The 19,053-nt window shown below is 57.4% G+C and carries 23 protein-coding genes and 2 pseudogenes; 15 read left to right on the top strand and 10 right to left on the bottom strand.

Going from position 1 to position 19,053, the window contains the following annotated elements; translation table 11 throughout:
* Nucleotides 1–196 precede the first annotated feature (196 nt).
* From ACX82Z_RS22655 to ACX82Z_RS22630, 6 genes and pseudogenes are all read left to right on the top strand, one after another.
* Nucleotides 197–763: pseudogene (locus tag ACX82Z_RS22655) on the top strand (RHE_PE00001 family protein); the annotation flags it as partial.
* Nucleotides 764–954: 191 nt separating this feature from the next.
* Entirely contained in the window at nt 955–1,191 is a 237-nt protein-coding gene (locus ACX82Z_RS22650; protein ID WP_459912157.1) for a type II toxin-antitoxin system RelE/ParE family toxin, read from the top strand.
* 11 nt (nt 1,192–1,202) lie between these two features.
* The gene (locus tag ACX82Z_RS22645) at nt 1,203–1,508 is read left to right on the top strand and encodes a helix-turn-helix domain-containing protein (RefSeq protein ID WP_459912156.1); all 306 of its coding nucleotides are present in this window, start codon (nt 1,203–1,205) and stop codon (nt 1,506–1,508) included.
* A 24-nt stretch (nt 1,509–1,532) separates the two neighbouring features.
* Complete coding sequence (locus ACX82Z_RS22640) at nt 1,533–2,504, top strand: ABC-three component system protein (RefSeq protein WP_459912154.1); 972 nt, start codon at nt 1,533–1,535, stop codon at nt 2,502–2,504.
* On the top strand, nt 2,491–2,730 hold the full coding sequence (locus tag ACX82Z_RS22635) for an ABC-three component system middle component 8 (protein WP_459912153.1): 240 nt from the start codon (nt 2,491–2,493) through the stop codon (nt 2,728–2,730). Before ACX82Z_RS22640 ends, ACX82Z_RS22635 begins: the two co-directional genes overlap by 14 nt.
* A 1-nt stretch (nt 2,731) precedes the next feature.
* Nucleotides 2,732–4,540, top strand: a complete 1,809-nt coding sequence (locus tag ACX82Z_RS22630; protein WP_459912151.1) for a DUF2326 domain-containing protein — start codon at nt 2,732–2,734, stop codon at nt 4,538–4,540.
* 205 nt (nt 4,541–4,745) lie between these two features.
* Here the strand turns inward: ACX82Z_RS22630 and lspA are convergent, their stop codons facing one another.
* The 6 genes from lspA to ACX82Z_RS22600 form a co-directional block, all read right to left on the bottom strand.
* A complete protein-coding gene (gene lspA / locus ACX82Z_RS22625) occupies nt 4,746–5,210 on the bottom strand; it encodes a signal peptidase II (RefSeq protein ID WP_459912149.1) in 465 nt (154 codons plus the stop codon).
* Between the two features lie 25 nt (nt 5,211–5,235).
* Nucleotides 5,236–5,979 carry a cytochrome c biogenesis CcdA family protein gene (locus ACX82Z_RS22620; RefSeq protein WP_459912147.1) on the bottom strand — a complete coding sequence of 248 codons (744 nt, stop codon included), beginning with the start codon at nt 5,977–5,979 and terminating at the stop codon, nt 5,236–5,238.
* Complete coding sequence (locus ACX82Z_RS22615) at nt 5,979–6,599, bottom strand: SCO family protein (protein ID WP_459912145.1); 621 nt, start codon at nt 6,597–6,599, stop codon at nt 5,979–5,981. Before ACX82Z_RS22615 ends, ACX82Z_RS22620 begins: the two co-directional genes overlap by 1 nt.
* On the bottom strand, nt 6,596–7,105 hold the full coding sequence (locus ACX82Z_RS22610; RefSeq protein ID WP_459912143.1) for a copper chaperone PCu(A)C: 510 nt from the start codon (nt 7,103–7,105) through the stop codon (nt 6,596–6,598). Before ACX82Z_RS22610 ends, ACX82Z_RS22615 begins: the two co-directional genes overlap by 4 nt.
* A 1-nt stretch (nt 7,106) precedes the next feature.
* Complete coding sequence (locus tag ACX82Z_RS22605) at nt 7,107–7,715, bottom strand: cation transporter (protein WP_459912142.1); 609 nt, start codon at nt 7,713–7,715, stop codon at nt 7,107–7,109.
* A gap of 66 nt (nt 7,716–7,781) precedes the next feature.
* Nucleotides 7,782–9,914, bottom strand: coding sequence for a heavy metal translocating P-type ATPase (locus ACX82Z_RS22600; RefSeq protein ID WP_459912140.1), 2,133 nt, complete (start codon nt 9,912–9,914; stop codon nt 7,782–7,784).
* A gap of 165 nt (nt 9,915–10,079) precedes the next feature.
* Here ACX82Z_RS22600 and ACX82Z_RS22595 point away from each other — a divergent pair, with 165 nt between their 5' ends.
* From ACX82Z_RS22595 to arsB, 9 genes are all read left to right on the top strand, one after another.
* Nucleotides 10,080–10,766, top strand: a complete 687-nt coding sequence (locus ACX82Z_RS22595; protein ID WP_459912138.1) for a disulfide bond formation protein B — start codon at nt 10,080–10,082, stop codon at nt 10,764–10,766.
* The gene (locus ACX82Z_RS22590; RefSeq protein ID WP_459912136.1) at nt 10,744–11,229 is read left to right on the top strand and encodes a DsbA family protein; all 486 of its coding nucleotides are present in this window, start codon (nt 10,744–10,746) and stop codon (nt 11,227–11,229) included. Before ACX82Z_RS22595 ends, ACX82Z_RS22590 begins: the two co-directional genes overlap by 23 nt.
* Before the next feature lie 72 nt (nt 11,230–11,301).
* A complete protein-coding gene (locus ACX82Z_RS22585; RefSeq protein WP_459912134.1) occupies nt 11,302–11,706 on the top strand; it encodes a MerR family transcriptional regulator in 405 nt (134 codons plus the stop codon).
* 86 nt (nt 11,707–11,792) lie between these two features.
* Entirely contained in the window at nt 11,793–12,158 is a 366-nt protein-coding gene (locus ACX82Z_RS22580) for an ArsR/SmtB family transcription factor (RefSeq protein WP_459912132.1), read from the top strand.
* 8 nt (nt 12,159–12,166) lie between these two features.
* Nucleotides 12,167–13,114 (top strand): bile acid:sodium symporter family protein, encoded by a 948-nt coding sequence (locus tag ACX82Z_RS22575; protein WP_459912130.1) that lies wholly within the window; start codon nt 12,167–12,169, stop codon nt 13,112–13,114.
* Nucleotides 13,115–13,231: 117 nt separating this feature from the next.
* Nucleotides 13,232–13,588 carry an ArsR/SmtB family transcription factor gene (locus ACX82Z_RS22570; protein ID WP_459912129.1) on the top strand — a complete coding sequence of 119 codons (357 nt, stop codon included), beginning with the start codon at nt 13,232–13,234 and terminating at the stop codon, nt 13,586–13,588.
* Nucleotides 13,581–14,105 carry an arsenate reductase ArsC gene (locus tag ACX82Z_RS22565; RefSeq protein ID WP_459912127.1) on the top strand — a complete coding sequence of 175 codons (525 nt, stop codon included), beginning with the start codon at nt 13,581–13,583 and terminating at the stop codon, nt 14,103–14,105. The genes ACX82Z_RS22570 and ACX82Z_RS22565 overlap by 8 nt, the downstream gene beginning before the upstream one ends.
* 8 nt (nt 14,106–14,113) lie before the next feature.
* Complete coding sequence (arsC, locus tag ACX82Z_RS22560) at nt 14,114–14,539, top strand: arsenate reductase (glutaredoxin) (RefSeq protein ID WP_459912125.1); 426 nt, start codon at nt 14,114–14,116, stop codon at nt 14,537–14,539.
* A gap of 31 nt (nt 14,540–14,570) precedes the next feature.
* Complete coding sequence (gene arsB, locus ACX82Z_RS22555) at nt 14,571–15,671, top strand: ACR3 family arsenite efflux transporter (RefSeq protein ID WP_459912123.1); 1,101 nt, start codon at nt 14,571–14,573, stop codon at nt 15,669–15,671.
* A gap of 211 nt (nt 15,672–15,882) precedes the next feature.
* Here the strand turns inward: arsB and ACX82Z_RS22550 are convergent.
* From ACX82Z_RS22550 to ACX82Z_RS22535, 4 genes and pseudogenes are all read right to left on the bottom strand, one after another.
* Nucleotides 15,883–16,521, bottom strand: a pseudogene (locus ACX82Z_RS22550) (M23 family metallopeptidase); the annotation flags it as partial.
* Between the two features lie 101 nt (nt 16,522–16,622).
* On the bottom strand, nt 16,623–16,847 hold the full coding sequence (locus ACX82Z_RS22545) for a hypothetical protein (protein WP_459912122.1): 225 nt from the start codon (nt 16,845–16,847) through the stop codon (nt 16,623–16,625).
* Nucleotides 16,841–17,425 (bottom strand): TniB family NTP-binding protein, encoded by a 585-nt coding sequence (locus tag ACX82Z_RS22540; RefSeq protein WP_459912121.1) that lies wholly within the window; start codon nt 17,423–17,425, stop codon nt 16,841–16,843. The genes ACX82Z_RS22545 and ACX82Z_RS22540 overlap by 7 nt, the downstream gene beginning before the upstream one ends.
* Nucleotides 17,422–19,035 (bottom strand): transposase, encoded by a 1,614-nt coding sequence (locus ACX82Z_RS22535; RefSeq protein ID WP_459912119.1) that lies wholly within the window; start codon nt 19,033–19,035, stop codon nt 17,422–17,424. The genes ACX82Z_RS22540 and ACX82Z_RS22535 overlap by 4 nt, the downstream gene beginning before the upstream one ends.
* Nucleotides 19,036–19,053: the final 18 nt, after the last annotated feature.

Here is a 19,053-nt window from a genome sequence, read left to right as displayed (position 1 = left end):
CACATCACGAGCTCCATTCTCACATTAAGTGACAAATTCCAAGCAGTATTCTCAAATTAAGTGCTAATTATCAAATTAAGTGCCGGCGCATGCAGTTGAAATCATTGGCATCGGATTCTCATAATTAAGTGCTAAGTGACAGGAGGGCTCAACGCCGAAGCAGCTAGAACGTCCGTCCATGGCCGTCGGCAACCTCATCATTCGGGACCCAGACTGGGACGAACGCGAGCGGATGGCCTAATGGCGGGCTGTCTTGGAGGAGATGGAAGGGCTGCCTCCCACATTGTCCGCAGCGCTCCTTTTCGATGCGTGGGAGACGATCGAGCCCCTGCAAAAACAGCATCCGCTCGGCGGGCAACTCGATGCCGCCCATCTGCGGGCACGCGGCAAGGTTTTGTCGCACCTCCCAGGGTTTCATGTCGGGCTAAAGGCTATTCCACGCGAGTGCCGGCGCGGGCATGATAGAACGACTCGATTGCTCGGGTTCCTCGATGCGATGTCGGCGGCGGGAGAGACCGGCATGAAGGAGATTGCCCGGCTCAGCCAGGCGCGTGAGCAGATGGAGCGAAAAGTGCGGGGGCGACGCTCGTCGAGCAGCCTGCCCGCGGTGATCGATCTGGTCCTTTCGCGCCCAATCGTCTCAACTGCCACGATCGCGAAGGCGGCAGAGGTCACGCCCCGTGGCGCGCTCAATCTGATCGCTGAGCTTGGCGTGCGGGAGGCAACCGGGCGAGGGCGCTATCGCGCTTTTGGTATCATCTAGTAGGGCTCGCTATCGTCAGCGGAGCACCTTGCAGATATGTACATTATATGGTACATCAACCATATATGAGGCGGTATGACGGACGCAACACCTCAGCAAATCCCTGTGGTTTTTTACCGAAGCCAGCGGTACGGAAGTCGTGCGTGAGTGGCTGCAGGGCGGCCTCGATACGGCATAGGCAGGCGATCGGAATGGATCTGATGCGTGTTCAGTACCGACGGCCAATTGGCATGCCATTGTGCCGTTCGCTCAAGGATGGACTTTGGGAAGTCCGTACAACGTTTCCAAGTCGGCGGATTGCTCGGACACTTTTCTGCGCTCGTGCCGATGCGATCATCGTGCTGTCGGGCTTCATTAAGAAAAGCCAGAAAACGCCGGACGAAGAATTGGCGCTCGCGCAGCGTCGCATGCGCGAGTTTGTGGATTGAGGAATATCGAGATGGCATCTGGAAAGAAGATTGAAAAGCGTACTGTGTCGGAACTGACAACGTTGGATGATTTCCTTGGTGAGATCGGTAAGCTCGAGGAATTTCAGGCCACGGCTATCAAGGAGGTATTGGCTTGGCAGATAGAAGAGGCGATGAAACAGCAGCATCTCTCTCGCAAACGCTTGGCGGAAAGGATGGGCACGAGCCGCAGCCAAATTGGCAGATTGCTCGATCCCAACGACGGTAATGTCACTCTCGCAACGCTCCAGCGTGCGGCGGAGGTCATGGGACGAAAAGTCCGCATCGAACTGATCTAGCATTGCTCCAACGGGGGAGGGGGCATGAAAAAAGACTACAGGCTCTATGAGCTGCACGACGACGAGTTCGAACGCCTTGTTGTGAGGATTTGCATCCGTTGGCTCGGAGAGGGCGTCACGCCATTTGCTCAGGGCAAGGATGGCGGCCGTGATGGGAAATTCCAAGGAACGGCAATCTGCTTCCCGAGCAGCACCGACCCGCTGTCTGGCCACTTCGTACTGCAGGCGAAGCACGTCAACGCGGGTGACCGGTCGTGCTCGGATCGCGACTTCGCGACGCTCCTGAAGGCGGAGCATCCGAAGATCAAGCGATTGATCGCCGAAGGGCTTTGCGATCACTATATTCTTTTCACGAACCGCAAATACACCGCTGGAACCGACGAAAAACTCATCAAAGAGTTGAGGGCGCTCGGCTTGGGAAGCGCCGCAATTATTGGCGTAGAGCGGTTGTCGCTTGCCCTGGACGATTTTGCCGATATCCGCGAAGGCCTGCCCAATCACCTCGACCCTGCCCCATTCCGGTTCGAGCCTGACGAGTTGATAGAAGTAATCCGCGCGATCCATGACTACACGGACGATCGTGCCCTTGATGCCCTTAACGGGGCCGAAAATTTTGAGAAGTTGAAGCTTCAGGACAAGAACAAACTCAACGGATTAAGTCCGAGCTATTTCCAGTCCATCATCGTTGACGGCTCTATGCCGCACTTCAGCCGCGTAGATCAGTTCTTGAAAAACCCCCGCAATGCGGTATTCGCGGAACTGTATTACGATGCTGCTGACGAACTGAAGCAGAAAATCTTCACGAAGCGCGACGAGTTTGCGTCTTTCGATTCCATATTCACGTTCCTATACGAGGAGGTTCAACGCAACCGGTCGGCACTTCGCGGTCGGCGCCGGCTGATAAGCGTTATCCTGCATCATATGTACTGCGGCTGCGACATCGGCCTCAAAGAGCAGCCCACAGATCCGGAAGGCGTCCATCATGCTGACGCCTAAGAAGTATCTCAATCTTGATGTCTCGGTTCTGCGCATTTCAGCAGTAATGCTGAAAGAGCTCCAGCGTCGAGGCGTCGTCGAGTTCGAGAAGTTGCGGACGATCATTATAAAGCGGACAGGCCAAGACGGCGACTTGGCGTTCTTGCCAGCGCTCAATTTTCTGTTCCTGATGGGGCGTGTTGAATATCACCTCAAAAACGACACCCTGGAATACAGGGTAGAATGAAATGCAGATCAGCCGTCTCTATGCCAACCAGCCAGAAGTCTTTGAGCCGATCGAGTTTAATAGCGGCCGCGATGCTGACCGCCTGAACATCGTGATCGGAGAGGTTCATCGGCCGCGCGACCGTAAGCGGGATTCCCATAACCTCGGCAAGACGACCCTCCTCCATCTCATCGATTTCATGATGTTGAAGGGCTTGTCGCCAGACCACTTTCTGTCGAAGCACAAGGATCGTTTCGAGAGTTTCGTTTTCTATCTCGAAATAGCCCTGAATGCGGGTGACTTCGCCACAATCCGACGCTCGGTGAGCGCCTCGACGAAGATTTCGATCCGGAGGCATCCGGAGCATGATCAGGACTTCTCAGAGGCAGCAGAAGATTCATGGGATCACGTCGATCTTCCGATCGAGGAGGCGATCAAACTGCTAGACGCCTGGCTCGATCTGCGCGTTCTGAAACCGTATGACTACCGCAAGGCGATCACGTACTTCCTTCGAGCACAGGGAGATTGGAGCGACGAACTCCAGCTCGGAAAATTCCAGGCGGGCCGAGATGTCTACTGGAAACCTTTTGTCGCGCACCTTTTCGGATTCAACTCCAGACCTGTCGAGCGAAAGTACGAGCTCGATGAGGAGGTATCGAGACTCAAGCACAAGCAGGGCGAACAGCAGGCGGAAGTACAGTTCTCAGAGGATGAGCTGCCACGGCTGACCGCACAGATCGGTGTTCTCGAGCAACAGATAGCAATCCTCGAGGAGCAGCTTGATGCCTTCCAGTTTGACGACGAGGAGCGCCGCCTCATGCGTGAATTGGTGGAGCAGGTCGAGCCTGAGATTGCCGAACTCAATGAACGCCTTTACAATGCCAAATACGATATCAGGCAGATTGAAGCGGCTCTCGATCATAAGGACAAGTTCGATCTTAAGGAGGTCGAATCGATCTTTGGCGAGGCAAAAATCCATTTTCCCGGCCAACTCAAGAAACAGTACGAGGATTTGGTGGCCTTCAACAAAAAGGTCACGCACGAGCGGAACACCGCACTACGAGCGCGCCGCAAGACGTTGCTCGAAATCATCGCAGAGGTTGATGCCCGAAAAGCGGAACTGGACAATATCCGAGCCCAACGGCTGAGGTTGCTGCGCAGTACCGACACATTTGAGAAGTTCAAGGCGTTACAGCGTGAATTTTCGTCCCAACGCGCGCAGCTTGTTTATTTGACTGAGCAACGCCGAAAGCTCGAACAGGTTGCTGAAACCGCAAAGTTGGTTCGGGAGAGCGAGCGGGAGCGAGGTCGCATTGTCGACGAAATCAAGACAATGGTTGCTCGTCCCACGCCGATCTTCGAACGCTTCTCAAAGACGTTTAACGCTTATTGCCAACGTGTCTTGAACCACGAGGGTATTTTCTATTTCGAAGTAAACTCCAACGGAAACTTCGACTACAAGATCGGTCTAGGCTTGGCGGGGCAGGTCGGGCAGGCGTCTGGGCAAGGTGATGGCACCAGTTACAAGAAACTCGTCTGCGCGCTCTTCGATCTGGCACTGTTAAAAGTCTACGAGAATGCCCTGTTTTTCCATTTCGTCTATCATGACGGCGTCTTCGAGGCTTTGGACGATCGCAAGAAGCATGCTCTCCTGGATGTTGTCCGTGAACAGATCGCGTCTGGAAAGACGCAGTACATAATGACATTGATCGCCGCCGACCTCCCGAAAAGCGGTCAGAACAAGGCCCCAGTTTTTGCCGACGAGGAGGTCATACTTCGCCTTCATGACGATGGCCCGTCTGGAAGATTATTCAAGATGGAGGAGTTTTGAGCGAGCAGCCGGGGTGAACAGCGTCAGGGATTGTAGCGACGACGCCAACTGTCTCCGATGTGAGCATGGCGATCAACGATTAGGAACGAAAGAGCTGTTCTGGCAAGATATTAACCGGCTGCGAGTCCCGCTTGACCCCCGCCGATCACCAAAACGTCTATTTCCCCCGAACCATGGCTCTTGGATAATTGGCGAGGACTTCTGTTCACGTAGTTCTTGTTTCGCCTCGTGCCAGAACGCTCTCCACGAGCAAGAGCCCTACCCCGCAAACAATCGCCACATCGGCAAGGTTGAAGGTGGGCCAATGATAGCTGCCAATGTAAAAATCCAGAAAATCCGTCACGGCACCCTGTCGCAGCCGATCGAGCAGATTGCCAAGCGCGCCACCCACGATGAGCCCAAGGGCGGAGGCCGTAAGGCCGCTGTCGGTTCGCTTGATCCAGACCAGGAGCCCGCCGACTATGGCAAGCGTGAACGCCATCAGGATCCAAGCCGGAGCTTGGCCGAACAATCCGAAGCTCACCCCGCTATTGAAGCCAAGCACGAGATTGAAAAAGCCGGTAACGGGGATGACCTGAGGCGGGTTCATAGCATGGTTCAGGACCCACCACTTCGTCGCCTGATCGAAGAACAATCCGCCAAAGGCGATGGGAAGGCCGAGCCTGAGCATGTCGAGATTTCTTTCAAATTTCGGTTTAGCCGATGCGGCCGAGGGCCGGGAAAGTCTGGAGCAGCCATATCGCAAAGCTGGAGAGATGGCCGGTGATCATGGCGATGCCCATCACTACCATCACCCCACCAGCGACGATTTTGAGCACCCGGCCAGTGCGGCGCATCGACATCATCCGCGCCATGAACCCGCGCATGAACAAAGCAGCCAAGATGAAAGGGAGTCCAAGGCCGAGCGAGTAGACGGCGAGCAGCGTCGTTCCGCTTGCGACCGTGGCGTTGGCGGCGGACAGGGCCAGAATCGCGCCTAGCACCGGTCCGATGCAGGGAGTCCAGCCGAATGCGAAAGCAAGGCCCAGGAGATAAGCAGCGCCGGCGCTTCCGCTGCCCGGGTTTGCATGGAATCGCGCTTCACGATCGAGCCATGGCATTGGTACGAGGCCGGTTGTGAACAGGCCGAAGACGACGACGATCATGCCCCCAATCAGGTTCGCTTCGAAAAGATACATGCGCAGGAGCCGGCTCAACACGGTTGCGCTGGCCCCAAGGAGAACGAACACAGTCGTGAAGCCGAGCACGAAGCAGAGGCTGAGGCCGAGAGTTCGGCCCGCTGCCTTGAATTCTTTATCGGCCGCAATTCCGTCCGGGCTAATCGTGCGGCCTGCAACGTAGGAAATATAGCCCGGCACCAGCGGCAGAACGCAGGGCGACAGGAAGGATACGACACCAGCGGCGAAAGCCGTCGCTATTCCGATACTGGAGAACTCCATCAGTCAATCTCGCCCGCCAGGCGGCGTAGCTTCTGCAATCGAATCTCACGCGGCTCGTGCATGTCGAGCGTGCCGACGAATTGGCTTTCGGCATCCATCATGTAGACGCCTGCGGAGTGATCCATCGTGTATTCACCCCCTTCCAGGGGCACTTTTCGTGCATAGGCCGCAAAGGCCTTCACCACGGCGTCCGTTTCCTGTCGATTTCCCCGCAGTGCGAGGATGCGATGATCAAAGGCTGTCATATACTGAACCAGCAGTTCTTGAGTGTCCCGTTCGTGATCGACGGTGAAGAAAAGTACGTTGAACTGGTCGGCCACCGGTCCGAGCTCGTTCATGAGATCGCTTAGTTCGTAGAGCGTCGTCGGACACACATCGGGACAATGGGTGAAGCCGAAGAAGGCGAGATAAGGCTTTCCAGCCAGCGCGGCATTGTCGATCGTCTCGCCTTGATGCGATGTGAGCTGGAACGGGCCGCCGATAGCTGCGATGCCTGTCGAAGACGCGACCGCCGCGGTTTGCTGCTGCCAAGGCTTGGATACGGACAAGCCGATGAAAAGCCCGCCGACAGCGGCGACGGCAACCCATGCAACAAGGCGGAAAAGTTTGACGCCGCTCATTGGAGAGCCTCTCCGTGCCCGTCATGCTCGTTCGCAGATGCCGGACGAGCGCCCATGCTCTGCACAGCGAAGTCGACCGCGATGGCTCCGGCCTGCTCGAACACAAGAGTCGCGGCAAACCGCTCCCCTTCTTTCAAAGGGTGCGATGGCTTCAAGAACATGATGTGCATACCGCCCGGTTGAAGCTCGATCGTCTCGCCAGCCCCAATTTCTATGCCATTTTGTACTGGTCTCATGCTGGCAACCCCATCGCTCACGGTCGACTCGTGGATTTCCGCTCGTTCTGACAGGGGGGATGAGATCGAAACAAGGCGATCGGCCACATCGCCCTCGTTCGTCAGCGTCAGATAGCCGCCGGCTACCGGCGCGACTGGCGGAGTCGGGCGTGACCACGGATGATTGATGGTGATCGAACCAGCCTGGGCCTGGAAGTCGTGTCCCACAGCAGGAGAGATTGACACTGCAAGGGCAAGGAAGGCGGCGGATAAAGCTCGCATGTTGGCCATGTTATTTTCCTTTGTTTCCAGCTTCGCCGGCCTTTTCAAGGATTTCCAATCCGCTTCTGACAACGACAACAACCACGCCCAGGCCGATGATCAGATCCGGGTAGGGCGAATTGAAAAGGATTACAGCCAGACCCGAAAGCGCGATGGCTGAGTTCACGAGCATGTCGTTTGTTGTGAAAATCCATGAGGCTTGCAGATGCACGCCGTTTTCCCGATGTGATTTCAAAATCCACATACAGACCATATTCGTAAGAGCGCTCGCAATTGCCACGGCGATCATGACCGGCCCTATCGGATCGGAGCCAGTGAAGAAGCGCCGGCCGACCTCAAACAGAAGCAGACCGGCGAATACTATCAGAAGGATGCCCGACAGCCGCGCAACGCGAACCTTCGCAACCAAACCGCGACCTACGACGAAAAGGCTGATGGCGTAGACACCTGCATCGCCAAGATTATCGAGTGCAGAGCCCATCAATCCTGTCGACTGAGCCCACCAACCTAATCCTCCCACAATGGCTGCTTGGGCAGTATTGATCGCAAGCACCCATGCGAGCGCCCATTGTTCGCTCTTCTCAGATGAATTGGCATTGTTCTGGGAGTGATTACTCATAAGACACACATCGGCTTTCTCGGCAGCAAGCGGAAGCCGCAACCTGCACGCGTTCACTGTTTAAGCTTATTTGTCACGGTTGCCGCGCCAGGTCAGCAGGCGCATTGCATTGGCCGTAACGAGGACCGTAGCGCCCGTATCGGCAAGGATGGCCATCCAAAGCGTGGTGACGCCGAATAGAGTCGTCACGAGGAAGACGGCCTTCAGACCAAGCGCTATTGCGATATTCTGCCAGATATTGCCGAGCGTCGCCTGTGACAACCCGATGAGATCGGCGATACCCGTTACCCGGTTTCTGAGCAGCGCGGCATCGGCAGTTTCAAGCGCGACATCAGTGCCTGCACCCATGGCAACGCCAACGGAAGCGGCAGCAAGCGCCGGCGCGTCATTGATACCATCTCCCACCATGGCTATTGGCCCATCAGCCTTGAGGCGGTTGATCTCGGCGAGCTTGGCGTCCGGCAGGAGCTCAGCACTCGCCTCAAGGCCAAGATGAGCCGCAATGGCGTCGGCTGTGCGCTTGTTGTCGCCGGTCAGCATCAAAGGGCGGACACCGCGATCTGTCAGCCGCTTTACACCTTCGATAGCGTCGGCACGCGGTTCGTCGCGCAAGGCGATCAACCCCTCGACGGTCTTGCCCTTTAAAAGCACAACAACCGTCTTGCCCTGGCTTTCCAGCGTGGTGATCGTCTCGGCGATGCTCTCTTCAAGGGCTGCCTGTTCGGCGGCGTGACGGGGAGACCCGACCGAAGCGAAGCCGTCCTTCAATCGCGCTGTGACCGCCTTGCCCGGTGTGGCAACGCCGCCTCCGAAGGTGACCGGCAGTTCGAGCTCACGCGACTCCGCCGCCGCCACGATTGCAACCCCAAGAGGATGGCTGGTGTTGCGCTCGACCGCCGCCGCGATGGCCAGGACGGAGTTCTCATCACCTCTGATGGGCACAATGTCCGTCACCTGGGGACGACCACGCGTCAAGGTTCCTGTTTTGTCAAAGGCAACGGTTACAACCTTACCAAGCGTTTCCAGCGCCGCGCCGCCCTTGATCAGCAATCCCTGACGCGCGCCGGCTGCAAGACCTGACGCGATGGCCGCCGGCGTGGAAATCACGAGTGCGCAGGGGCAAGCAATGAGCAGCGTGGCGAGACCTCGATACACCCATGTCATCCAGTCGCCGCCGAAGGCGAGCGGCGGCACGACAACGATCAGAGCCGCAACGACCATCGCGCCCGGCGTATACCAGCGGCTGAAACGGTCGATCATCCGCGCCGTTGGGGCCTTTGTTTCCTGGGCTTCCTCTACCATCTGGATGATGCGGGCAATGGTGTTGTCAGCCGCGACATGGCTAATCGACACCCGCAGCTCGCCATTGGCATTGATGCTGCCGGCATAGACAGTCGCGCCGGCTTCTTTCAGCACCGGCACGGACTCGCCTGTGACGGGGGCCTCATCAACCTCAGATGCACCGTCAATCACTGTGCCGTCAGACGGCACACGGTCCCCAGGCCGAACAACGACGATATCACCAATGGCCAACTCTTCCGCAGCGACCTGCTCAACGACACCATCACGCTCGCGGAACGCGACCCGGGGCACGAGATCGATCAGCGCTTCAATGCCTGCCCGCGCACGGCCTGCCGCTACGGTTTCAAGCAGTTCGCCCACTGCGAACAGAAAGATCACGACAGCAGCTTCTTCGGCCTCGCCAATGGCGACCGCGCCGAGTGCCGCGACTGTCATCAGTGTCTCGATGGTGAAGGGCGAGCCGGACATCGCGCCGGCGGCCGCCCGCCTCGCGAACGGGATAACGCTGATCAGTGCCGCGCCCGAATAGAGCCATCGCTCCCAATCCGGCAGGACACGCGCAAGGGCAAAGGCAAGTATGAACAACGCGCCGGTCAGGAGTACAAGCCGACCCTTGCTGCCTTTCCACCATGCCTCTGTGATGCGCTTCCGAGGCGGACCCGCCTTCGTCTCAGCCTGCTCGATCACTGGTGTGTAGCCGAGCGCGCGAATCTTTTGCTCAATAACGCCAAGTGCCGTGCTGTCCTCATCGAGTTGCAGAGCGAGAGTCTCGTTGGCGTAACTGACATTGACGTCGCTAACGCCTGGCAGGCGTTGCATCGCCGTTTCGATTTTCAACGCGCACGAGGCGCAGTCCATGCCTTCTATATGCAGTCTGTAAGGGCTCGCTGCCGCCATGGTGTCACCTCGACAATTAAATGTGACACCGCAGATAGACCCTGTAGCCCCTACAGGGTCAAGAGCCGACTTCGTTCGTTAGAGTCCCCGCGGCGATCCGTGTGCGAATGCGCCCCACAGCTTCATTAAAGAGCCTTGACCCTGTAGTAGGTATAGGGTGCAGAAATGATTGAAATGCAAGCTGATGGAGCAAAGCGAAACGATGCGAAAGGGAGTGCTATGACCACTGGCGCGGGCACGGATGCAAATACTTGGGCGTTCGTCTTCTCGGCATGGCTCATTGCGCTTGCCGCCTCGCTGGGCGCTCTCTTCATTGGTGAGATTATGGGGCAGACGCCTTGCAATCTGTGCTGGCATCAGCGCGCTTTCATGTTTCCGCTGGCGGTCATTTTGGCTGTTGCTAGCTTTCGGGGCGATGCCAGCGTTTCCTGGTATGGGCTTCCACTGGCCGCCCTCGGTGCCGCTATCGCGGCGCTCCACGCCTTGCTTTATGCGGGCCTCATTCCCGCAGCCATTGAGCCTTGTGCACAAGACGGCCCATCGTGTTCAAGCGCCAATATGACGATCCTTGGCGTTTTGCCGCTCCCCTACCTGTCGCTCGCTGCCTTCTTGAGCATCGCCCTTCTTCTTTTTTCGCGCGCCGGAGGCGTCCAGCATGACCAAACGGTCTATCGTTTTTCTCACCGGCGTCGTCGCACTGATTGTCTTTGCCGGCGGAGCCTTTCTCTACGACCGGTACGGCCGCCCCTCGGCACAGCCCATTGCAGCGGCGCAAGGGGACGCGCTCGTCAGGGCGCATTCACCGGTAATCGGCCCAGCGGATGCGCCGGTGACGATCGTGGAATTCTTTGATCCGTCCTGCGAGGCGTGTCGAGCTTTCTATCCAGCCGTTAAGCAGATCATGGCGAATTTCCCTGACGAGACGCGCCTTCTCATCCGATACGCGCCCTTCCATGAGGGATCGGACGAAGCCGTCAGGATTTTGGAAACAGCCCGTCTTCAGAACCGCTACGAACCCGTGCTGGAGGCCCTGCTGGCGCGACAGCCGGAATGGGCCGAGCATGGTGCTCCCGACCTTGCGAAAGCCTGGGAGATCGCAGCGACGGCGGGACTTGATGTCGAACAGGCGTCGTGGGAGGTGTCCTCGGCCGTGATTGATGCCGTTCTTGAGCAGGACTTGGCTGACGTTCAGAGCAATAACGTCCGTCAGACACCAACCTTTTTTGTGAATGGTAGGCTGCTGAAATCCTTCGGACCGCAGCAACTCTACGATCTGGTGCGTGAAGAGGTAGAAAGCGCCAGGTCGGCGCAATAGGTCGTCCATCAAGATCGACAAACGTCCAGATCGGGCCTACATTAACCCTGTATTAGCTACAGGGTTAATGTAATGAACTCTTCCATTCTGACGATCGGTCATCTTGCAAGGCAAACCGGTACCAAGGTCGAAACAATCCGGTTTTACGAGAAGAACGGTCTGCTGCCCGAGCCATCACGCACCGAAGGCAACTACCGGGCCTATGAGCCGGATCATCTAAATCGGCTGAGCTTTATCCGGCGCGCGCGTGACCTTGGCTTCTCGCTCGACCAGATCAGAGCGCTTCTCGCGCTCTCCGACAATCGCGGACAATCCTGTGCGGCTGTTGACGCCATCGCCAGTGAACACCGTGCAGAGGTCGAAAAGAAGATCGCTGATCTGATGGCGCTCAAGGCCGAACTCGACCGGATGATCGACCAGTGCGGGTGCGGCGTGGTCGCCGATTGCAGGATTATTGAAACCTTGTCGCCGAAATGATTGGCGGGGTGGAAGTGCAGAACATTGACGTGCACCCCGACCAAGTATAATTGTCATTTCGACAAAACATGAAATGTTGAAATGATATGGAAGAAAAAGACGCGCTCGCAGGCTTTGCCGCGCTCTCTCACGGGGATCGCTTGCGGATGATCCGCATGTTGGTCGTCGCCGGCGCTGACGGCATGGCCGCTGGTGCTATCGCCGGCGCGCTCGATGATGCGCCGCCGTCGCGCGTTTCCTTCCATCTCAAGGAACTGGAACATGCCGGCCTCGTGCGGGGGCGACGGGATGGGAAGTCGATTATCTATAGTGCCCATTGGCCCGCGCTTTCCGATCTTGTTGCCTTTCTCATGCACGACTGCTGCGAGGGCCACTGCAAATATTGCGATCAAGCGATTGCCTTATTCGCGAAATGCGAGGGCCGTCCAACCGGGCCGATCCGCTGCGACTAGGACTGGCGGTGCAAAAAATCCTCGCTTTCGTTGAAAACAACCTCTTGCTGCTGGCCGTCGCAACGGCCGCGCTCGGCCTGCTGGTGCCTTCGATCGGGATCATCCTTGAAAGGGGCATAAGCCCGTTTTTGGCCCTGCTGATGCTGGTCATCAGCCTGACCTTTGACGCTCATGCCGTGAAGCTGGTTTTCAAAAAGCCGCGTCGGCAGCTATGGGCGCTCGGACTCGTCTATGGCCCCATGTCGATTGCCGGCTGGCTTACGGGACGCCTGTTTTTCGGTTCGGGGCCGTTGGCCGCCGGTCAAACCCTTGTGGGAACCCTGCCGACTGACGTTTCCGCGCCACTGCTGGTCCTGCTCGCGCGCGGCAATGTAGCTCTCGCGGCCGTCCTCAATGCCGTCAACACGGTGCTTTCGCCATTCATCGTGCCGATCTTGTTCCTGCTTCTCACCGGCATCGAGCTGCAAGTGCCCATCGGGGCGGTCATCATGGAATTGGTGCTGATCGTCGTGCTGCCGACTGTGATCGGGGTTTACCTGCGCACGCGATATCCCAAAGCTGTCGGCCGACACGATGGTCTCTATCCCTCTCTGGGCTCGGTGCTTTACCTGCTCCTGCTTCTGGCGGTCGTCGGCCCGAACGCCGAAATGATCCTCGGCTATGGCTGGTTCGCCTTCGTGATCGCGCTGGCCGCGCTGACGCTGAACCTGATCGGCTATGCTGTCGGGTCCGTCGCGCAAGTCTTTGTGGCCGACCGGCAAGAACTGATCGCCTACCTGTTCACGGTAAGCAAAAAGGAGTTCTCCATTGCGGCGGCGTTCGTAGCGGCGTCCGGATTGCCCTCGGAAATCGCCGTGCCTGCAGCCTTCTTCGCCGTGATCCAGATGATTACGTCACCGATCGCCGCGAAGATATTGGCGGCAAAGAGCCCAACTGCGGCGACCGCTCCACACTGAATCTTTCGCCGAAGGCTTGTGACGGACCAGGCTTTAAGAAAAGCGCTGCAAGGGTTGGCAAAAACACCATCCTGTCGCATATCCATCTCAATGGTTCTTGAGTGATTGAGATGTGACATGGATGAAAAACAAGCTATTGCGGCATTTGCTGCCCTTTCCCAGGAAACGCGCCTGAGGATCGTTCGGCTGCTGGTGACGGCTGGACCGGAAGGGCTTCCTGCTGGTGTGATCGGTGAAGCGATGGGGGCATCATCCTCTCGCATTTCGTTTCATCTAAGCCACCTCGAAAACGCCGGCCTCCTAGTGTCTCGCCGCGAGGGACGCTCGATCATCTACAACGCCACCTATCCGGCGCTCTCCGGCCTCGTCGAATTTCTGATGCGGGATTGCTGCCAAGGTCATCCAGAAGTGTGCCAGCCAGCCGTTGCGGCCCTGTCGTGCTGCGCCTCCATCGAGAGTCATGCTCATGTCTGAACCCGTTTATAACGTCCTGTTTCTCTGCACGGGCAACTCCGCTCGCTCGATCCTCGCCGAAGCGATCTTGAACCACATGGGGAATGGCCGTTTCAGAGCCTTTTCAGCCGGTAGCCAGCCCAAAGGACAGGTTCACCCGCTGGCGATCGAGACGCTTCAGCACTTCGATTTTCCGGTCAATGGGCTTCGCTCAAAGAACTGGGACGAGTTTTCCAGCCCCTCGGCGCCGGTCATGAATTTCGTCTTTACGGTTTGCGACAACGCTACCGGCGAAGCCTGCCCGGTCTGGCCGGGGCATCCAATGACAGCGCACTGGGGCATTGAGGACCCTGCAGCGATTTCTGATCCGGTCGCACAACGGACAGCCTTCGTGACCGCCCTACGCTACCTCATGAACCGGATTTCGGCTTTTACTGCCCTACCTGTTGCGGCTCTCGATAAGTCGTCCCTCAAGGTGCGGCTGAACGAAATTGGGCAAGCCGAAGGGGTGAGCAAACCCCGGAATAGCGCGGCGTGAGGGGTAGCATGGACATTATCATCTACCACAACCCGGAGTGCGGCACCTCACGCAACACGCTTGGCCTGATCCGTAATTCGGGCGTCGAACCGCATGTCATCGAATACCTCAAATGCCCGCCGACGCGGGCGCGGCTCGTGGATCTCATTGGTCGCATGGAGATCGCGCCCCGTAATCTTCTACGGGAAAAGGGGACGCCCTTTGCCGAATTGGGTTTGGGCGATTCCTCGCTGAGCGATGAAGCATTGATCGACGCGATGATGGAGCACCCGATCCTGATCAACCGGTCCATTGTCGTATCGCCTGCGGGGGTGCGCCTATGTCGGCCATCCGAAGCGGTTCTCGATCTCCTACCGCCACAGCGCGGAGAGTTCATCAAAGAGGATGGCGAGCGCATCGTGGATCAGCACGGCCGCCGGGTCGCGTCTGCCTGACCTCATACCCTATTTGTATTGGAGAGTTCCCATGGCTTCCCTTGAGCCAGCATCCCGCCTGTCGTTTCTCGATCGCTATCTGACGGTCTGGATTTTCGCGGCAATGGCCCTCGGCGTCGTCCTCGGCACGGTATTCACCGATCTGCCCCAGGCGCTCAACGCCATGTCGGTGGGATCGACCAACATTCCGATCGCGATCGGCCTCATCCTCATGATGTATCCGCCGCTTGCCAAGGTGAAGTACGAAGAGCTGCACCTGGTGTTCGCCGCCAAGCGGGTCTTGGTGCTCTCGCTCATCCAGAATTGGTTGATCGGCCCAACCCTGATGTTCGTCCTGGCCGTCATCTTCCTACGGGATTATCCGGAATACATGACCGGTCTGATCCTGATCGGGCTGGCCCGCTGCATCGCCATGGTGCTTGTCTGGAACCAGCTCGCGCGCGGTGACAACCAATATGTGGCTGGCCTCGTCGCCTTCAACTCGATCTTTCAAATCATCTTCTTTTCGACCTACGCATGGCTGTTTCTGACAGTCCTGCCACCGCTGTTCGGTCTCGAAGGCAGCATTGTCGATGTTGGTTTCTGGACGATTACTGAGGCCGTGCTGATCTATCTCGGCATTCCGTTTCTTGCCGGGTTTCTGACGCGCCGCATTTTCATCGCCCGCAAGGGTGAGGACTGGTACGAGCGCGAGTTCCTTCCACGCATCAGCCCGATCACGCTCGCAGCCTTGCTGTTCACAATCGTTGCGATGTTCAGCCTGAAAGGCGGCGACGTTGTGCGCTTGCCGTTCGACGCAGTGATGATCGCGTTCCCGCTGGCCATCTATTTCGTGGTCCAATTCGTCATCAGTTTTGCCATGGGAAAATTGATCGATGCTGATTATCCCCGCACGACCGCAATCGCGTTTACTGCTGCCGGGAACAATTTCGAGTTGGCCATTGCGGTAGCCATCGCAGCATTCGGCCTGGCCTCGCCAGTCGCCTTTGCAGCCGTCATCGGCCCGCTGGTTGAAGTGCCTGTGCTGATCTTCCTGGTGCACGTTGCCCTGCGGCTCGGTCGCAGATGGTTTCCAGAATCGGCACCGACGGCCCGATCGAGTATTCTATATGACTTTACGAACACTTCATGATACCGATCAGCTTCCGGCTCTCGATTCCCGGTTCGCCATTGATCGGCAAGGCAACGGATTAGGACATGATGTGCAGCCGCCGCGCATCCTGTTGCTACTCAGACCCCCTCTGCTTCAGGCGCGTCTCATAGGCGCAACTTAGCTCTGAGCGCAGCGAGAATGCGTCAGACCCAATATTGCAAGCGATCTTCCAGATGCCCTTGCCGCCGTATCAGATTCCAAATGACCTCAAAATCAATTCTGCCGAAGTAGTGCTAGGATGGGCATCCAATCTATCGCCCCGCAATAGGCTGTCAATTCGCCTTCTTTCTGTCAAGAATGTCGTTAATTCGGCACCAGCAAGGGTCCGCTCTGATGGAAGACGGGCTCTCATCGGATCTACCTTCTTCCCGTTTATTATCAGTTCGTAGTGGAGGTGATTGCCGGTTGATTGGCCCGTGGATCCTACGTAACCGATTATCTGCCCCTGGCGAATGCGTGCACCTGGAACCACTCCGTCCGCTATTTCGCTCTGGTGATTGAAGGTTGTTCGGTAGCCATTACCGTGTCGAATCACCGTTTGTCGGCCGTAACCGCCATTCCATCCAGCACGATCAACAGTTCCATCCCCCGGTGCGATAATTGGTGTGCCCCTCGGTGCAGCCCAATCGACACCGGTGTGGGGACGCACATATCCAAGTATAGGGTGCCGCCTATTGCCAAAGCCGGAGGTGAAAAGACCGGTAGGGATAGGATTGCGCAGGAGGAAACGCCGAGCACTGCGCCCCTTGTCGTCGAAATATCCGACCGTACCATTTTCCATCTGGAAACGATAGAATCTGTAGGCTGTTCCGCCGACACTGGTGTCGATTTACACTTCAATCTGGGACTCGGGGGTTTCCCGCAAAAAAGTTACACTTCAATTGAGACTCAGGACGAGCGAGTCTCAATTGAAGTGTAATGTTCGGGCGCCTAAGCGAACGCCGCTTCCTTCTCCAGGGCTGGCCTCCACGTTTCCATGCTGTCGTCGGTTATACGCTCGATTCCATTCTGGATCGCCTCGATTGCGAGCTCGTTGAGTATCCCGAATACGCGAGCTGTGATGCCGTCACCGAGGCGAGAAAGGTGCTGTAGGCTTTGGCTCGATAAAGCCGATGGAAGCCTGAGCGGCAGGCTGCGCAGGATCGCCGTCACCAATTCCTGGAACTCCTCATCTGCCTTCCATCTCGGTAGAACAAACTGATCAAGACGCCGGGCCAGTTGGTTATCGCCGGCAATCGCATCACGCGCTGTTTTCTCGGGGTGCCGGCGAGGAGGTTATGAACCTCGTCAAACACCAGAACACGCACATTGTTGCTTTTCAGCAAGAGAACGGTTCGGATCTCAAGCTCCATAAGGGTCACACGTTCGTTGATGCTGGCTCCCATAGCCATGAGCAACTGCCCGTAGATCCGGCGCTCTGTCGGACGAGATGTCAAGGTAATTGCCAGTACCGGCATGCTCTCCACGCCGGTGCTGGGGGTGATCGTCGGTGGATGATCGCGCTTGAACTTCTCGACGAGCATGGTCTTGCCCATGCCGCTATGACCATAGATTGCGAGACTGGGTGGACGTGTTGTTGGCGGATGGTCGCACAACGCATCAAGATGGCGTAACACCCGGCGAGCGCGATCAAAGCCAACCCAACGATCGGATCGAATGGCTCGTATCCTTGCATGGTTCTGCCCATTTGCCAGTGCGGCAGCGCCGGGCGCCAGATGTGGGAGTTCAATCATTGATCCCAGAATTCCGTGTCGTCGTCTGAATGGATTGGTTTTGCCATATCGATTGCCGAAACGGGACTGTGTTCCTCGTGCCCCGATTCAATAGGTCTGCGCTTAATATTGCGGCGCGCTCTTGCGCTTGAGGATGCGGCGATGTCCTCGATCTGCCTTTGCTGCGCAATGGCTGCAAAGATAACCTCTTCCTGCAACTCAAGCCGTCCCTGGTCTCGAAGTGTCTTCTTGGCGTGTTTCCACTCCCACCAGGACACGGGCGGGAATGCGAGATTGCGGTACCTTGCTTCGATAAACCGGCCATCTGATCGACGAACGAATATTCGGGATAGGTCGCGCGGGTCATATTTGATCTCGAGTTCGGCGCCGCGGCCGACATCGCGCGACAGGGCGTCGGACCAGTACCGGATCTTCTCCAGATGAATGCCGTCCTTCAGCAAACGGCGCCGATCGCCAGGAAGAAAGCTGGTCCAGAATGCCATTCGATCAGATGGCAGGTTGAAGTCGACTTCACCTTGCCGTTCCTGCCAGACGGCTAGGGGAGGGCGCAACAGTGATGAGTGGATACGCTGATGGTATTTACCTGTGATTTCCAGGGCGATCCATTTCTCCAACTCTCGCAATGTAAGGTTGGCGCGGCCCCCGGAATCGTAACCGCCTCGGATCTTTACATTTCTGAACGTTGTACCGGGAAACAGATGGACTGCTCCCATCATTGTCCCGATCAGCCGTTCGATATGGCCCCCAAAGCGCGGTGTTGCCGGCGGTCTGAACTGGAGCTTCATGCCGTACTCTTTGCAAGCATCGGCGAGCGCCCGTGACCTGAAATCCGCGCCATTGTCGCAGTGAAGAACCTCGAGCAATCCGGCGACAGGCCAGGGAATGTCGATCTCGCGCTCATCCAGCCAGCCAGTCTTGTCGTAGACGGCATGCAGGAGGCAGAGGCCGACTGAAGTACTCGATGGCGCCTCAAGGGATAGATGGAAACCTGCCACCATTCTCGTGCAAACGTCGATGGCAATCGTCAGAACTGGTCGACCGATGGGTCTACGAAACCGTTCGTCGACAACAATGACGTCAACTATGGTGTGATCGATCTGCCAAAGGGCGTTGGGTTTGGTGACAGCGAACTGACCAGGGCTTGGCGTGGATGCGGCCTCGATCTCGCGCTCCCCGCGTTTGCGGGCCGCTGACATCGGGATAAGTTCCGATACCCTTCGCTGGACGGTGCTGCGGTGAGGTGGGGATAGGCCTTCGGTGAGGCAGACTTCCCGGATACGCCGCAACAGCGCAGCAAGGCTTGGTTTCTCCTTCTTGAGCCAGAAGCCATCCACTTGCTCGGCAATGACGCGCTCGGTTTTGGGGTCGAGCCGGACCGTGCCTTCGTGCGTACCACGTTTCCTGGGTCGCAAACTTGATGCGCGTTGCGTCTTTCTGAACCGCGCAGCCAGCCGAAATAGCGTCGATCGCGGGATACCGAACCTGTCACGCGCAGCCGCGACAACCTCAGCGGTTACTTGCCCGCCTGTGCGGCGGAGCAAATATCGAAGGAACTCTTCCGGGCTGTCGTCGTGGTCGGGGTTATCCGAGGGTGAGATCATACGCGACATTACGGTCGATCGACCGGT

The sequence above is a fragment of the Aliihoeflea sp. PC F10.4 genome (assembly GCF_054612275.1).
Note: the sequence above shows the minus strand (reverse complement) of the source record. Positions and strands in the feature narration are given on the sequence as shown.

Bases quoted from the DNA above. Each gene is read 5' to 3' on its own strand.
- ACX82Z_RS22650 (WP_459912157.1), top strand. From the start codon at position 955: ATGGATCTGATGCGTGTTCAGTACCGACGGCCAATTGGCATGCCATTG.
- ACX82Z_RS22645 (WP_459912156.1), top strand. From the start codon at position 1,203: ATGGCATCTGGAAAGAAGATTGAAAAGCGTACTGTGTCGGAACTGACA.
- ACX82Z_RS22640 (WP_459912154.1), top strand. From the start codon at position 1,533: ATGAAAAAAGACTACAGGCTCTATGAGCTGCACGACGACGAGTTCGAA.
- ACX82Z_RS22635 (WP_459912153.1), top strand. From the start codon at position 2,491: ATGCTGACGCCTAAGAAGTATCTCAATCTTGATGTCTCGGTTCTGCGC.
- ACX82Z_RS22630 (WP_459912151.1), top strand. From the start codon at position 2,732: ATGCAGATCAGCCGTCTCTATGCCAACCAGCCAGAAGTCTTTGAGCCG.
- lspA (WP_459912149.1), bottom strand. From the start codon at position 5,210: ATGCTCAGGCTCGGCCTTCCCATCGCCTTTGGCGGATTGTTCTTCGAT.
- ACX82Z_RS22620 (WP_459912147.1), bottom strand. From the start codon at position 5,979: ATGGAGTTCTCCAGTATCGGAATAGCGACGGCTTTCGCCGCTGGTGTC.
- ACX82Z_RS22615 (WP_459912145.1), bottom strand. From the start codon at position 6,599: ATGAGCGGCGTCAAACTTTTCCGCCTTGTTGCATGGGTTGCCGTCGCC.
- ACX82Z_RS22610 (WP_459912143.1), bottom strand. From the start codon at position 7,105: ATGGCCAACATGCGAGCTTTATCCGCCGCCTTCCTTGCCCTTGCAGTG.
- ACX82Z_RS22605 (WP_459912142.1), bottom strand. From the start codon at position 7,715: ATGAGTAATCACTCCCAGAACAATGCCAATTCATCTGAGAAGAGCGAA.
- ACX82Z_RS22600 (WP_459912140.1), bottom strand. From the start codon at position 9,914: ATGGCGGCAGCGAGCCCTTACAGACTGCATATAGAAGGCATGGACTGC.
- ACX82Z_RS22595 (WP_459912138.1), top strand. From the start codon at position 10,080: ATGATTGAAATGCAAGCTGATGGAGCAAAGCGAAACGATGCGAAAGGG.
- ACX82Z_RS22585 (WP_459912134.1), top strand. From the start codon at position 11,302: ATGAACTCTTCCATTCTGACGATCGGTCATCTTGCAAGGCAAACCGGT.
- ACX82Z_RS22580 (WP_459912132.1), top strand. From the start codon at position 11,793: ATGGAAGAAAAAGACGCGCTCGCAGGCTTTGCCGCGCTCTCTCACGGG.
- ACX82Z_RS22570 (WP_459912129.1), top strand. From the start codon at position 13,232: ATGGATGAAAAACAAGCTATTGCGGCATTTGCTGCCCTTTCCCAGGAA.
- ACX82Z_RS22565 (WP_459912127.1), top strand. From the start codon at position 13,581: ATGTCTGAACCCGTTTATAACGTCCTGTTTCTCTGCACGGGCAACTCC.
- arsC (WP_459912125.1), top strand. From the start codon at position 14,114: ATGGACATTATCATCTACCACAACCCGGAGTGCGGCACCTCACGCAAC.
- arsB (WP_459912123.1), top strand. From the start codon at position 14,571: ATGGCTTCCCTTGAGCCAGCATCCCGCCTGTCGTTTCTCGATCGCTAT.
- ACX82Z_RS22540 (WP_459912121.1), bottom strand. From the start codon at position 17,425: ATGATTGAACTCCCACATCTGGCGCCCGGCGCTGCCGCACTGGCAAAT.
- ACX82Z_RS22535 (WP_459912119.1), bottom strand. From the start codon at position 19,035: ATGTCGCGTATGATCTCACCCTCGGATAACCCCGACCACGACGACAGC.